Annotated in this window: 13 protein-coding genes; 4 read left to right on the forward strand and 9 right to left on the reverse strand. The window is 66.2% G+C overall.

The annotated features are described in order from the left end of the window. Positions 1-118: 118 nt before the first annotated feature. A complete protein-coding gene (gene ggt / locus IP86_RS23045; protein ID WP_054164771.1) occupies positions 119-1,705 on the reverse strand; it encodes a gamma-glutamyltransferase in 1,587 nt (528 codons plus the stop codon). Between the two features lie 198 nt (positions 1,706-1,903). Here ggt and IP86_RS23050 point away from each other — a divergent pair, with 198 nt between their 5' ends. Next, positions 1,904-2,116, forward strand: a complete 213-nt coding sequence (locus IP86_RS23050; protein ID WP_054164772.1) for a SlyX family protein — start codon at positions 1,904-1,906, stop codon at positions 2,114-2,116. Positions 2,117-2,312: 196 nt separating this feature from the next. On the opposite strand, the gene IP86_RS23055 is transcribed toward IP86_RS23050, so the two are convergent. From IP86_RS23055 to IP86_RS23070, 4 genes are all read right to left on the reverse strand, one after another. Next, positions 2,313-3,851, reverse strand: coding sequence for a class I adenylate-forming enzyme family protein (locus IP86_RS23055; RefSeq protein WP_054164773.1), 1,539 nt, complete (start codon positions 3,849-3,851; stop codon positions 2,313-2,315). A gap of 155 nt (positions 3,852-4,006) precedes the next feature. Further along, complete coding sequence (locus tag IP86_RS23060) at positions 4,007-4,612, reverse strand: nuclear transport factor 2 family protein (RefSeq protein WP_054164774.1); 606 nt, start codon at positions 4,610-4,612, stop codon at positions 4,007-4,009. 116 nt (positions 4,613-4,728) lie between these two features. After that, the gene (locus IP86_RS23065) at positions 4,729-5,388 is read right to left on the reverse strand and encodes a Crp/Fnr family transcriptional regulator (RefSeq protein ID WP_054164775.1); all 660 of its coding nucleotides are present in this window, start codon (positions 5,386-5,388) and stop codon (positions 4,729-4,731) included. A 306-nt stretch (positions 5,389-5,694) separates the two neighbouring features. Then, the gene (locus tag IP86_RS23070) at positions 5,695-6,108 is read right to left on the reverse strand and encodes a DUF3775 domain-containing protein (RefSeq protein ID WP_054164776.1); all 414 of its coding nucleotides are present in this window, start codon (positions 6,106-6,108) and stop codon (positions 5,695-5,697) included. Between the two features lie 127 nt (positions 6,109-6,235). Between IP86_RS23070 and IP86_RS23075 the strand changes: the two genes are divergently transcribed. The 3 genes from IP86_RS23075 to IP86_RS23085 all read left to right on the forward strand — a co-directional run bounded on the left by IP86_RS23075 (position 6,236) and on the right by IP86_RS23085 (position 8,812). Further along, positions 6,236-7,084, forward strand: a complete 849-nt coding sequence (locus IP86_RS23075; RefSeq protein WP_054164777.1) for an MBL fold metallo-hydrolase — start codon at positions 6,236-6,238, stop codon at positions 7,082-7,084. 96 nt (positions 7,085-7,180) lie between these two features. Further along, positions 7,181-8,023: a fumarylacetoacetate hydrolase family protein gene (locus IP86_RS23080; protein WP_054164783.1), complete on the forward strand. Its 843-nt coding sequence runs from the start codon at positions 7,181-7,183 to the stop codon at positions 8,021-8,023. A 171-nt stretch (positions 8,024-8,194) separates the two neighbouring features. After that, on the forward strand, positions 8,195-8,812 hold the full coding sequence (locus tag IP86_RS23085) for a glutathione S-transferase family protein (protein ID WP_054164778.1): 618 nt from the start codon (positions 8,195-8,197) through the stop codon (positions 8,810-8,812). Positions 8,813-8,869: 57 nt separating this feature from the next. On the opposite strand, the gene IP86_RS23090 is transcribed toward IP86_RS23085, so the two are convergent. From IP86_RS23090 to IP86_RS23105, 4 genes are all read right to left on the reverse strand, one after another. Next, positions 8,870-9,412 (reverse strand): methylated-DNA--[protein]-cysteine S-methyltransferase, encoded by a 543-nt coding sequence (locus IP86_RS23090; protein WP_054164779.1) that lies wholly within the window; start codon positions 9,410-9,412, stop codon positions 8,870-8,872. 69 nt (positions 9,413-9,481) lie between these two features. Next, positions 9,482-10,567, reverse strand: a complete 1,086-nt coding sequence (locus IP86_RS23095; protein ID WP_054164780.1) for a glycosyltransferase family 4 protein — start codon at positions 10,565-10,567, stop codon at positions 9,482-9,484. Between the two features lie 339 nt (positions 10,568-10,906). Next, a complete protein-coding gene (locus IP86_RS23100) occupies positions 10,907-12,091 on the reverse strand; it encodes a PepSY-associated TM helix domain-containing protein (protein WP_054164781.1) in 1,185 nt (394 codons plus the stop codon). Positions 12,092-12,133: 42 nt separating this feature from the next. After that, on the reverse strand, positions 12,134-14,234 hold a 2,101-nt coding region (locus IP86_RS23105), incomplete at its 5' end, for a TonB-dependent siderophore receptor (RefSeq protein WP_054164782.1).

Genomic DNA, 14,234 nt, shown 5'->3' on the forward strand with positions numbered 1-14,234 from the left:
GGTCGGGGGTGGGGGTCCGCGAGCGCTGCGACCCGTGGCCCCCCACCCGGCCTTCGCTTCGCTCGGCCGCCCTCCCCGCAAGGGGGAGGGGGCAACCGATGCTTCGCCTTACTTAGCCTCAATACCCCAGCGCGCAGCCGTCCTTGCGGGGATCGGAGCCGCCGGTGAGCGTGCCCTTGTCCCAATCGATCCAGATGCCCTGCCCGCCGCCGTGCGGCGTGCCGACCGATGCGACCTTGTGGCCGAGTGCCTTCAGGCCTTCAACGGTCGCGGCGGGCACGCCGTCCTCGAGCTGATAGACGCTCTCGTAGTGCAGGCCGCGCGGCAGATCGATCGCCTCCTGGATGTCCATGCCGTAGTCGAGCACGTTGGTAAGCACGTGGACCTGACCGACCGGCTGATACTGCCCGCCCATCACGCCGAACGACATCCGCGCTCGGCCGCCTTCGGTCGCCAGCGCCGGGATGATGGTGTGCAGCGGGCGCTTCTTCGGCGCGATGCAGTTCGGATGGCCGGGCTGCACCCGGAAGCCGGCGCCGCGGTTCTGCAGCAGAACGCCGGTCTTCTCCGAGATGATCGCCGAGCCGAACGAATGCGCGATCGAGTTGATGAAGGAGCAGACGTTGCGCTCCTCGTCCACCACCGTGATGTAGACGGTCGACGGATTCATCGGCGGCGCGACGTGCGGTAAATCCAGCATCTTGTCGAGCGCGATCTTGCTGCAATGCTCCTCGCCGAATTCGCGGGCCAGGATGCGGACGACGTCGATATCGACATGCGCCGGATCGCCGATATGTTCTTCGCGCATCATGAAGGCGATGCGGCTCGCCTCGGCCTCGAGGTGGAAGCGCTCGACACTGAGCGGGTCGAACTTGCCGAGGTCGAACCGGCTGAGGATGTTCAGCATCACCAGCATGGTGATGCCCGGACCGTTCGGCGGACACTGCCAGACGTCGAAGCCCTTGTAGAGGGTGCCGAGCGGCGAGGTCGTCTCGGTGCCGTGCTCGGCGAAATCTTCCAGCGTGTGCAGTCCGCCGAGCTTGCGCAGCGTTTCGACCATGTCCTCGGCGACCGCGCCCTTGTAGAACGCGTCCGGGCCGTTGTCGGCGATCAGCTTGAGCGTGGCCGCCAGCTCGGGCTGGGTGATGACGTCGCCGGTCTTTGCGATCTCGCCATGCGGCAGCAGATAGCGCGCGGTGTTGGCACCCTTCTTCAGCTTTTCGAAGCCGTGCTTCCAATCGAAGGCGATGCGCGGCGCCACCACGTAACCCTCGGCGGCCGCCTTGATGGCCGGCTGCAGCAGCTTGTCGAGGCCGAAACGACCGTGGTCACGCAGGATGGTGGCCCAGGCATCGATCGCACCCGGAATGGTCACCGAATGCGGGCTGGTGAGCGGAATCGCATCGATTCCGTGCTCCAGAAACCATTCGGCCTTGGCGGCGGCCGGCGCACGGCCGGAGCCGTTATAGGCGACGATCCTGCCGGTGCCCTTGGGCTGATACAGCGCGAAGCAATCGCCGCCGATGCCGGTCGACTGCGGCTCGATCACAGCCAGCAGCGCGGAGGCGGCGATCGCCGCGTCGGCGGCCGTGCCACCCGCCTGCAGGACTTCAATCGCGGCGAGCGACGCCTGCGGATGCGAGGTCGCAACCATGGCGTTGCGGGCATGGACCGTGGATCGGCCGGCGAAGTGAAAATTCCTCATGGGAACAGGCTCTTTGGTTCACCGCGCCGCGCTTCGGCGCCGGCCTAATTGGCATATTCCGGCGGGAATGAGCAATCCTCGACCGGGCCGCCCCGGCACCCCGCCATAGGCGCTTCAGAGGGTTTCGCCGGGAGCGTGCGGCTGATAGATCGAGGCGCCCGCTCCGATCCGCGGGGCTCGCAACTCTGGAGCGGTTCGATGACCGATCAGCAATCCCCCACCGACCGGATCGAAGCCCTGGAAATCCGCCTGACCTATCAGGACGAGGCGATCGAAACGCTCAACCAGACCGTGACGGCGCAGTGGAAGCAGATCGACGCGTTGACGCGGCAGATCGCGGCGCTGACCGAACGGCTCGAGCAGGCCGAAACCAGCGTCGCCCCGATCAACGAGCGCCCGCCGCATTATTGAGGCGAGTTCGCACTCAGCCTTTCTTCTGTCATTCCGGGGCGCGCAAAGCGCGAGCCCGGAATCCATAAGCCCTGTGCTGAAGGTGATTTTCAAGCGGCGCGGCTTAAAGCTTCACCGCGATGCTAGTGGATATGGATTCCGGGCTCGCCGCTGCGCGGCGCCCCGGAATGACGAGCCGTGAGTTTGTCGGGGTAGGCTACGACGCCGCCTTCAACGCCAGCCGCTGGTCGCGCAGTTCGCGCTTCAGCACCTTGCCGATCGCGCTGCGCGGCAGCTGGTCGACGATCGCGACGTCGGCGAGCCGCTGGGTCTTGCCGACCTTGGCGTTGGTGAAGCTCTTCAGCTCATTGGGATCGAGCGAATGGCCGGGCCGCGCCACCGCGAACGCTACCGGCGTCTCGCCCCATTCCTCCGACGGCATGCCGACCACCGCGACTTCCAGCACAGCCGGATGCTGGCTGGCGATCGCCTCGATATCGCTCGGATAGATGTTGAAGCCGCCCGAGATGATCATGTCCTTCTTGCGGTCCATCAGCGTCAGGAAACCCTCGGCGTCGAACCGGCCGACGTCGCCGGTGCGCACCCAGCGATTGCCGTCCTTGTCGATCCACAGCGTCTCGGCGGTCTTCTGCGGCTGATTGAGATAGCCCTTCATCATCACCGCGGAGCGGCCGACGATTTCGCCGATCTCACCGGGCCGCACGAAATTGCCGTCCTCGTCGATCAGCCGGATCTCGTGCTCCGGCATCGGCTGGCCGACGGTGCCGAGCTTGTCCGGATGCTCGTGCGCCAGCAGAGCGCAGGAGCCGCCGCCCTCGGTCATGCCGTAGTACTCGGTGAGGCCGCCCGGCCAGCGCGCCAGAATGTCCCGCTTCAGCTCGGCCGCGAACGGCGCCGAGGTGCAGAACTTCATCACGAAGGACGACAGGTCGTAGCTGCCGAACTCCGGCAGCGCCATGATGCGGCGATACTGCACCGGCACCAGCATCGCATGGGTGACACGGTGCTTCTGCGCCAGGTCGAGGAAGCCCTTGGCGTCGAACTTCTTCATCAGAACCAGCGTGCCGCCGCCGGCCAGCGTCGGGTTGAAGCAGACCAGCGTCGTGTTGGAATAGAGCGGCGTCGACAGCAGCGTCACTGCGTCGGGCCCATAGCCCAGCGGATCGAGCTGGCCGTATTGCCGCCAGCGCAGATAGTGCGTGTGGACGATGCCCTTCGGCGTGCCGGTGGTGCCGGACGAATAGATGATGTTGAAGACCCACTCCGGATCGACGGTGACGGGCGTCGGCTGCGCGCCTTCCGGCGCCAGCCAGCTGCTGAAGGACGTGCCGCTGCCGCCATCATCCAGCGCGACGCGCTTGACGCCCGCGTCGATCGCCGCGTCCTTCATCGCGGCGGCGGCAAAGTCGTCGGTGAACAGGATCTTCGCGGCAGAATCCTTCACCATCGCGGCGAAGTCGTGCGGCGTCGACGACGGCGCCAGCGGCGCGACCGCGACGCCGACGCGCAGCGCGCCGAGGAACGTCGCGGCATATTCGATCGAGGACAGCCCGCAGACCGAGATCGTATCGGTCGGCTTGACGCCGTCGCGCTGCAGCGCAGCCGCGACCCGGTCGATCAGCGCATCGAATTCCGTGTAGCGCAATTTCCGCTCGCCATCGATCACCGCAAGCCGATCCGGCGCCGCCTGCGCGGTCTTTTGCACCAGCGCATCGAGGGTGATGAAGTCGGGCATTTCTGATCTCCCAAGTTTCTTTTACGCGACGGCTCAAGGGCCTTGGTTCACGAAATATCGCATCCTCACCGTCATTGCGAGCGAAGCGAAGCAATCCAGGCCAATGCGCGGGACTGGATTGCTTTACTCGCAAGAAGGATGGCCAGATCTGCCGCTCAGCGGTCCAATGCCTCGCCTCGCAACCACGCCGCGCCGCTGGCGTAAAGCCGCTCGACGGCGTCGCCTTTGAGGCCTGGCATGTCGGGCTTGATCGGGTAGCCGATCTGGCTCTGCAGATATGCGAGATGCCGGTAGCCTTCGGGGAAGCGCGCCAGCAGCGCCGGGTCGAGCGCCAGCTTCGCCGCCGGATCGACCGGGTCCATGCGGTCCTTCTCATAGATCGGCTGGCGCAGCACCAGTCCCCAGCGGCCATCGCGCTTCTCGACGAAATCGTAGAACCGGCCGGTGCAAACCACGTCGACCACGACGTCGTGCACGCTCGCGCGCTGCGAGATCGTCATCTTGGTCTGCGAGATCGCGCGATCACCCGCGAGGTCGATCGATTGACCGCCGAGGAAGTGCAGGATCGAAACGCCCTTGGCCCAGCCGGCCTTGCTCATCGCGATGAATTCGTCGGCGGTGCCCTGGGTCCAGGTCGCCATCATCCGGCCGTCGTCGAACCACACGGTGCGAAAGCGCTCCCAATCGCCGGCATCGCGCCACACCACCCAGTTCTCGATCAGATCCCGGATCGCGGATCTGTCCTGCCACTCTGCATCCATCTGCCGTCATGCCTCCCTGCCCGCGTCGCACTATAGGGGCGGCGCGACAGCGGGGCGAGATGCACCGCGCAGCGGAGCTCTGCTTGACTGAAGGGCGGAGAGCGATCGCCCGCGGCTCAGCCGCGGGCCTCGGAGTGGTCCTGCAGCATCGTGACGAGCCGCGGATGGACCTCGATGTTGCGGTCGTAGCTGATCAGGCCGAGCTTGCGGAACTTGTTCATGAAGAAGCTGACACGCGACCGCGTCGTGCCGATCATCTCGGCCAGCGTCTCCTGGCTGATATGCGGTGCAATCGGCTGCGAGCCGTTGTTGTCCAGCTTGGACAGCCGCAGCAGCAGCCGGGCCAGCCGCTTCTCGCTGGAGTTGAAAAGCTGATCGATCAGATCCTCTTCCATTCCGCGGTTGCGCAGCAGCAGATGGCGGATGAACATCGCGGCGAAATCCGGCTCAGTGCGCAGCGTCTCGCCCATCAGCGACTTGCTGATCGACGCCACCACACAATCGCGCATCGCGATGGTCGTTGCGCATCGCGTGTCGTCACCGACCAGACACCCGTCGCCGAAGAACTGCCCTGAATGCACGAGCCCGGTCGCGGCCTCTTTGCCTTGCGCCGACAGCACGACGACCTTGATCCGACCGTCGAGCAGGAAGAACACGCTGTCGGCGGGATCGCCTTGGGAAAACACCACCTGATCGCGCGCAAAGCGGAGGACAGATCGCCCGACGCCCGGCTTGGTCAGGAACTCACGATGATCGAAGTCAGCCCCCAGCCTCATCAACCTTCTCCAACTCCACCTTGAAGCTGATGCACCGGGAAAGGATAGACCGCGGCCGCTCGGAACCGTCGGTAAAAAATCTCATCCTCGGGAAGGTACGAGGTCTGTGCGGCGTAGTTTCAGTACGAATGCGAGCACAGTCCAAACAAAATACGGACCATCGAACGGAGCTTCGCTAGCCAAGCTCATCTGAGACCTGCGCAACGGTATCAAGGGCGCGACAGGGATGTAAACAGTCCACCGCGACTCGCGGCTTCATGCGAACCGCGAGCATGATTCGGCTTGCAGAACCACGCGTGACGCCGATCACACCACGGGCGTCGTACGCTCGTCTGTCCACGACAGGCCGAACTCGTCGAGCCCCGCCGCGAGATAGTCGCTGAGCAGCGGCTCGCCGAGCAGATAGCGAGCGGTGCGCCCATTGCGGCCATCGGCGGCCTCGCTGCGCAGATCGTCCCACTCGTCGATCGTGCCGTCACCACGACCGAGCCGCATCAGCGCAACGAGATCGATCTGCTCCTCCTCGGTCATCGCGCTGATGAAGCCGGCGATCTCCTGCACCACCGGATCGGCGCCACCGTCTTCCAGCACGTCGATCATGTTGTCGTCGGCGCCGTTCGATCCGGAATCGACGTCGCTGGCGCCTTCCTTGGCGTCGTATTCACGCGCCTTCTCGATCAGAAAGCCGACCTTGTCGGTCGAAATCGCGAGTTCGGGCATCGGAGATCTCCCATCGTCTGAAATTCCAGCGCCGCGACCAACGCGCCAGCGCAGCGGATGATCCGTTGCACCATTCGGCCAAAACCAGCATGGTCCGGCAAAACACAACGATAGGGAGAGACGTGGGATGGCCTGGACGATCGGCAAGGTCAAAATCAGCAAAATCGTCGAGATGGAATTGACCGGCGGCACGCGCTTCATCCTGCCCCAGGCGACCCCGGACCAGATCCGCGACATGCCCTGGCTGATCCCGGACTTCGCCAGCCCCGAAGGCCGGCTGACGATGTCGGTGCATTCCTGGATCGTCGAGACGCCGACCCGCCGGATCGTGGTCGACACCTGCATCGGCAACGACAAGCAGAGCCGCGGCGTGCCGCATTGGAACGGGCTCGACAAGCCGTTTCTGCAGGACATGGAAAAGGCCGGCTATCCAGCCGACAGCATCGACACGGTGGTCTGCACCCATCTGCATGTCGACCACGTCGGCTGGAACACCAGACTGGTCGATGGCCGCTGGGTGCCGACTTTCGCCAACGCCCGCTACGTCTTCGGCCGCGGCGAATACGACTACTGGAAAACGCACAGCACCGACGCGGCCCACGCCGCGGTGTTCGCGGACTCGGTGCAGCCGGTCGTCGACGCCGGCAAGGTCGACCTGATCGACAGCGATGCCCGGCTGACCGAGGAGATCACGCTGATCCCGACGCCGGGGCACAGCCCGGGCCATATGGCGCTGCACATCCGCTCCGACGGCGCAGAGGCGTTGTTGTCGGGCGACGCCGCGCATCATCCCTGCCAGATGGCACATCTCGACTGGGCGTCGAGCTTCGACACCGACGCGCAGCAATCGACCGAGACGCGGCGGACGCTGTTCGGGCGCTTTGCCGATACGCAGACCCTGGTGTTCGGCGGTCATTTCGGTCCCGGCCGGATCGTTCGCGACGGCGACGCCTTCCGGTTCGTGTCGGTGCCGTGACGCCGGTCTGCATGGCGCGCCCGCGGCCGCGCCGGTTGAATTTGGCGCGGCGCTGTTCCATGAAGTAACCGCAACAAACATGGGAGGATGCGCGGCATGAAGCTGGTTCGTTACGGGGCGATGGGTCACGAGAAGCCCGGTCTGATCGATCAATCCGGGAAGCTGCGCGATCTCTCCGGTCAGGTCGCGGACCTCGCCGGCGAGGCGTTTTCGCCCGCCGGTCTCGCCAAGCTCGCCGCGCTCGATACCAACGGACTGCCGGAAGTCCCGGGCAATCCGCGGCTCGGCTCGCCGGTCGGCGGTACGCCGAAATTCATCGCCATCGGCCTGAACTACGCCGACCACGCCGCCGAGGCCAATATGCCGATCCCGGCCGAGCCGATCGTGTTCATGAAGGCCGTGAGTTCGCTGTGCGGGCCGAACGACGATGTCGAAAAGCCGCGCGGCTCGACCAAGCTGGACTGGGAAGTCGAGCTGGCGATCATCATCGGCAGCCGCGCCAAATACGTCTCCGAAGCCGACGCGCTCAACTACGTCGCCGGCTACGCGGTCTGCAACGACGTGTCCGAGCGCGCGTTTCAGATCGAGCGCGTCGGCCAGTGGACCAAGGGCAAGTCGCACGACACGTTCGGCCCGCTCGGCCCGTGGCTCGTCACCAAGGACGCGATCGGCGACGTGCACAAGCTCGGCATGTGGCTCGACGTCAACGGTCAGCGCTGCCAGACCGGCTCGACCGCGACGATGATCTTCAACGTGCCGAAGATCGTGTCCTATCTGTCCGAACTGATGACGCTGCTGCCCGGCGACATCATCACCACCGGCACGCCGCCCGGCGTCGGCATGGGCATGAAGCCGCCGAAGTTCCTCAACGTCGGCGACGTCGTCACCCTCGGCATCGAAGGCCTCGGCGAGCAGAAGCAGACCATCGTCGCGGCGTAGCGACGAGCGCCGCAACTACTGGCCTCATCCTGAGGAGCGCTCCGCAGGAGCGCGTCTCGAAGGATGGCGACAGGTGAGTGCGTGCGGCCCATCCTTCGAGACGCCCGGCTGCGCCGGGCTCCTCAGGATGAGGTCGTGGTGTTGAAAAGCCGCAGTCCGAAAGGGACTTCCATGAAGCTCTCGTTCTCCCCCGCTTCGCCGTTCGCCCGCAAGGTGCGGATCGCGGCGATCGAATTGGGACTGATCGACAAGATCGAATTCATCCCGGCCGCGACCGTGCCGGGGCAGCCGAACGACGACTACATGCGGCAGGTCAATCCGCTGAAGAAGCTGCCGGCGCTGATCCTGGACAATGGCGAAGTGATCGTCGACTCCTACGTCATCGCCGAATATCTCGACGACCTCGCGGGCGGCGGCAAGCTGATCCCGTCCTCGGGGCCGGAGCGCTGGCGGGTGCGCAGCGATCATTCGCTGCTGCAGGGCACGATGGATTCGATGCTGCTGTGCCGCTACGAAAAGCTGGTGCGGCCGCAGCCGCTGTTCTGGCAGGCCTGGTACGACGATCACTGGAACCGCGCCTGGACCGGCTTCGCCAAATTCAACGCGAACGACAAAGTCCTGAGCGGACCTTTCGACATCGTGCAGATCGCGCTCGCCTGCGCGCTCGGCTATGCGGATTTCCGGTTTGCCGATTGCGGCTGGCGCGAGGCTTATCCGAATTTGGCGGCGTTCAACGAGCGCATGATGCAGCGCGAATCGATCGCAATCTCGGTGCCGCCGGCCGCTTGAGGCCGTTTTTCGGCTTGAGGCAAACCTGTGGCAGCGATTTTGCCACAGGTTCGCAACTCAATCGAACAGGCTCGGCGTGTAGTTGACGACCGCGCCCTCGATCGCCAGCAGCTTCAGCTTGGTGGCGACCCCTCCATTCGCCGAAAACCCTCCCGGCTTACCGCCGGCCGCGAGCACGCGGTGACACGGTACGATGATAGGGATCGGATTCCGGCCGAGCGCCTGGCCGACCTCGCGCGACAATTCGACTCCACCGAGTCGTTTGGCGATGTCGCCATAGCTCAGCGTGCGGCCCGGCGGGATGGAGCGGGCGATGTCGTAGACGCCGCGCTGGAAATCGGAGACGTCGTCGAGATCGAGCGCGACGCCGGTGAGGTCGATCGGCTCGCCGGCGATCAGCGCGACGATGCCGTCGATCGCGTGCTGCACGTCGGGCGGCGGGACGGCTTCGGCAACATCGCCGTAGCGCTGAACGATGCGAGCGCGGGTCTGCACCTCGCTCGGCTGCGGCAACTGCACGGCGACGATGCCGCGGTCGCCCCAGGCGATGCCGCAGCGGCCGAGCGCGGTGTCGAACATGGCGTAGCTGTGCGGCGTCATGGCGATGGTCCGTGACTGATCCGGTGAACGACTAGACTAACCGCAGTGGCCGCTGCGATCCACCCGATCTCAGACTGCGGCGCCTTCGAGCCGCTCGGCGACGGCGGCGAGCCACGCGCCGCGATGCTGGTGCAGACTGTTCGACCGCGCGGCGGCGGCCTCGCGCAGCGCCGGCAGCGTGTCGATCATCGTGGCGAGACCGTTCACCAGCGCCTCGTGCTGGAACGGCTCCGGAATCACCAGACCGGCGCCGCTGCGCTCGATCTCGCCCGCATAGCCGCAGGCCGCGCTGGCCAGCACCGGCACGCCGGCGAGCAGCGCCTCGCCGATCACCTGCCCGGCGGCTTCGGAGCGCGCCGGGTGCAGCATGAAGTCGGCGGCGGCGATCAGATCCATCACTTCGGCCACATAGGGCACGATGCGGACGCGGGTCTCGAGATCGTGGCGTACGACATGGCGATGCAGCCAGGCGGAATCCGATCCGGCGACGACGAGGTGCAGCTTGGGATAGAGCTTCAGCGCCGCAAGGCTGCGATCGACGCCTTTCAGCTTCGGATCGACCGCGACCGACACCGCCAGCAGCGCGTCGTCGGGAATGCGCAGATCGGCGCGCCAGCGCGTCGCGCCGCGATTGCGCGAGGCCGTGTAGCGGTCGTCGTGCAGCACCATCGGCAGCACGCTGGCGCGCGACGGCTCGAAATCATAGGCGATGAAGTACTCGTCGCGCTGGCGCTCGGTGAGGAACAGCAACCCGGTGGTCGACGGCGAGGCGAACAGCGCGCGCTCCAGCGCCAGCCGGGTGCGGCGGCGCGGCGGCCAGGCCAGCAGCCGCCAGTCGCGCAGGATCGCGGCGCCGTCGGCGACGTAGTGATAGTCGCAGCCGGGAATGCGTTCGAACGACAGCAGCACGGCGGAGGCCGCCTGCTGCCGATGGGCGATGACGGCGCGGGCAAATTCGCGCAGCAGCACGTGATTGGCGAAGCCGCGGGCGCGCAGCTTTTCGATCCGCAGATCGCCGATGCCGGGCACCTCGGCCGAGGTGGTCAGCACGGTGACGTCGTGGCCGCGCGCCGCAAGATGCCGCGCGATCGCGAGACAATCGCGCTCCTTGCCGCCCTGCTTGTCGAGCTTGAAGATCGCCAGCATCACCCTCATAGGCACCGCCGGCTCATCGGAGAGATCCAGATCATCACAACGGCGCGGTTTATAACCCTTCCAGACTGCGCGGCGCAACGCAGCGGCACGCCGCAGACGTCGCTGCATTGCAGCGTTGCGGGCTGACTGGACCAGGCGGCCGCGCTCCGCTCTCCACGAACTCGACCTCATCCTGAGGAGCCGCGCAACGCGCGGCGTCTCGAAGGATGGGCCGTGCTCACCTGTCGCCATCCTTCGAGACGCGCGCCGATGGCGCGCTCCTCAGGATGAGGGCTGTGCGTGTGGATATGCACGCGGGGTCGCCATCGACGTCCGCAGCGCGAGCGCGCGAAGCCTGCGTTATTCCCCCGGCACCAGCCGCGTCATCGCGGCGGTGGCCATCCGCTTGTGGCGGCGGCGGGACAGGTACAGCAGCAGGCCGGTGATGCCGAACAGCGGCATCGACAGCGCGGCGAGCATGAAGACGAGCTTGCCCGGTACACCGAGAATGTTGCCGCGATGGATGTCGAGCACGCGCGACAGCATCCGTTCGCCGGTGGTCTTGTCGGCGTAAAGCTCGCGCGACAGGATGACGCCGGTGGCGGCGTCGATCTTGAATTCGTCGCGGCGACCATCGGCCGCGTCGGTCAACCAGGCTCGGACCCGGATGGTAGGCTCACCGCCGCTCGGCAAGGTCAGCCGCGCCGAGGCGAAGTTGTCGCCGCGGTCCTGCAGCAAGGCGGCCCAGGCGCGGTCGAATTGCGCAGCCGGCGCCGAGCCGGCATTCGGCCGCTCAGTGCGGGCCATCTTGCCGCCCGGCGCCTTCGCCTTGATCGGCTCGGCCGCGGCCGGTGCGCGCGCGAACAGCCAAATGGCGCCGGCCCTGTACCAGTCGAACGACCACCACAGGCCGGTCAGCACCATCACCGCATAAATCAGCATCACCCAGGTGCCGACGACCGAATGCAGTGAACGATGCAGGCCGCGGCCGTGCAATCGCAGATTCGGCTTGAGCCAGATCTTCAGGCTGCCGGGCCGGTGCGGCCAGCGCAGCACCAGGCCGCTGATCAACATCGCCAGCAGCCCGATCGCCGTGATGCCGGTGATCAGCCGGCCATAGCCCTTGCCGTCGCCCGGCAGCAGCAGCCAACGATGCAGCTTCAGCACCGTCGCGAAGAACTCTTCGCCGACCGGATGGCCGAGCACGCGGCCGTCATACGGATCGACATAGAGCGACGACGGCCGCGAGCGATCCTCGTTGCGGGCGAAGCGGATGCGCACCGCGGCGGCCGGATCTCGCGACAGCGTGATCGAGGCGACCGGGCCATAAGACTCCGCCTGCAGCCGCGCGACCAGTTCGTCCGGCGCCAGCCGCGGCGCCGTACGCGGCTCGACATGCATCACGCCGGCGTTGAGCCCGGCGAGGATCTCGTCCTCGAAGCTCATCATCGCGCCGGTGACGCCGATCAGCATCAGCACCGCCCCCAGCACCAAGCCGACGATCGAGTGCAGCTGGAACAACGTGGCTTTCACCGCGGCGCGCATCTCAGGCTCCGCCCATGCCGTCGCGCTGCAGCGGCGCCTTCATCAGAACTTCACCGTGGCGGCGAGCGAGAACCGCCGTGCGTCGCCGACCGCGACGTTCAGCGTGTTGACGGCGGACGGATAGTACACGGTGTCGAACAGGTTCTTGACGTTGAACTGATAGGTCACCGGGAACGGACCGGTCTGGGTCTGGTAGCTGGCGAAGATATCCGCGACGGTGTAGGACGGCAGCACGAAGGAATTGGCGCTGTCGCCCGGCCGATCGCCGACATAACGCGGGCCGCCGCCGACGCGCAGCCGGCCGGGCAGCGCGGTGCCGAAATCATAGACCAGGAACAGCGAAGCGGTGTTCATCGCGACGTTCTGCAGCCGCATTCCGACCAGCGCCGGGTCTTCGGTGACGATCGCGTCGGTGTAGCCGTAGCTGGCGATCGTGCTCCAGTGGTCGTCGAGCCGGCCGGTGACGTCGAACTCGACGCCGCGCGAACGCACCTTGCCGGCGGCGCGATATTCGTTGAGGCCGGTCGCGGCGTTGAACTGCGACACCAGAACGTTCTTCTTGTCGATGTCGTACACCGCCAGCGTGCCGGACAGCCGCTTGTTGAGGTCGAATTTCAGTCCGGCTTCGTATTGCGTGCCTTCTTCCGGCGCGATGTTGGAGCCGATGACGAAGCCGCCGGTCAGCGGCGCGATGCTCGAGGTCGGCTGCAGCGACTGGGTATAGCTGGCGTAGAGCGAGACCTGCTCGTTCAGCTTGAGGATCGCGCCGGCCAGCGGCAGCACCTTGCTGCCGTCGAGATCGGTGTTGGCGACGAATGACCGGCCGCGGCCGGCGAGCTGGTCGTATTCCATCCAGCGCAGGCCGCCGACCAGCGAGAACCAGTTGGTGAGATGCAGCGTATCCTGCAGGAACACCGAGCGGGTCTCGAGCTGGTCGGTCTGGTTGCTGTCGGTGGGCGACACCGTGGTGCCGGGCTGCACCAGGCCGTAGGTCGGATTGTAGAAGTTGAAATTCGGCGTCGCCTGGCGGATCAGATCCTGACGATAGATCACGCGGCGCTGCGCGTCGCCGCCGATCAACAGCTCGTTGCGGAAATCGCCGAGCCAGACATTGCCCTGCAGATAGGACGTGCCGTAGCTGACGTAAGCCATCGCGCCCTTGGTGCCGTCATTGCTGCGGCGCTCGACGCCGGTGCGGGCGTCGACCGAGGTGATGCGAAGCTGATTGGCGTCGTAGGTCTCGCTATTGAAGCTGTAGGCGGCGGTGACTTTCCAATTGTCGTCGAGCCGGTGCTCGATCGAGCCCTGCACCAGATCCGATTTGCCCCAGGTCCGGTTGAACGCCTCGTCGAGCCGGCGCGTCGCCGGGATCGCCAGCGGCGCGCCATTCACGAACGACGTGCCGCGATCGAACGGATAGCTGAACTCGCGATGCTCGTAGCCGAATTGAATGGTGGTGCGGTCGCCGTACCAGGCCAGCGACGGCGCCACCAGCACCTCGCGGTTGGCGCCGAAATTGCGCCAGTAGTCTTCATCGAGTCCCGAGCCGACGAACCGATAGGCGATACCGCCGTCGCCGATCGGGCCGGTGACGTCGACGACCGCCTGGCTGCCGTTCTTGCCGCCGCCGAAGGTCGAGCCGATCACCGTCAGCGAGCCGTGCTGATACAGCTCGGGCCGTTTGCTGATGGTGTTGACGATGCCACCGGGCGTCTGGATGCCGTACAGCAGCGAGGCCGGGCCTTTCAGGACTTCGACGCTTTCGACGTCGGCGCCGAGCGCGCGGCCTTGCACCAGCGGCATGCCGTTGCGCATGATCGAGCCGTCGCGATTGTCGCCGAAGCCGCGGCGGATCACGGCGTCGAACGACCCCGCCAGCGTGTTGGTCTGGGTGACGCCGCTGACATTGGCGAGCGCGTCGTCGAGATTGCGCGGCAGCTGATCCTTCAGCACCTGCTCGGGCACGACATTGACGGATTGCGAGCTATCGAGCGGCGAGGCGCCGCTGCGCAGCGTCGTCGGACTCGGCATCGCGCGGTAGCCGAGCTTCTGTTCGTTCAGCACTGCGGCCGCGGCGGCGGCGCGTTCCGACGGCGTCGGCGGGGCCGGTGCCGGCGCGGGCTGGCGCGCCGCGCGGCGGACG

This window comes from Rhodopseudomonas sp. AAP120, from assembly GCF_001295845.1.
GTDB lineage: Bacteria > Pseudomonadota > Alphaproteobacteria > Rhizobiales > Xanthobacteraceae > Rhodopseudomonas.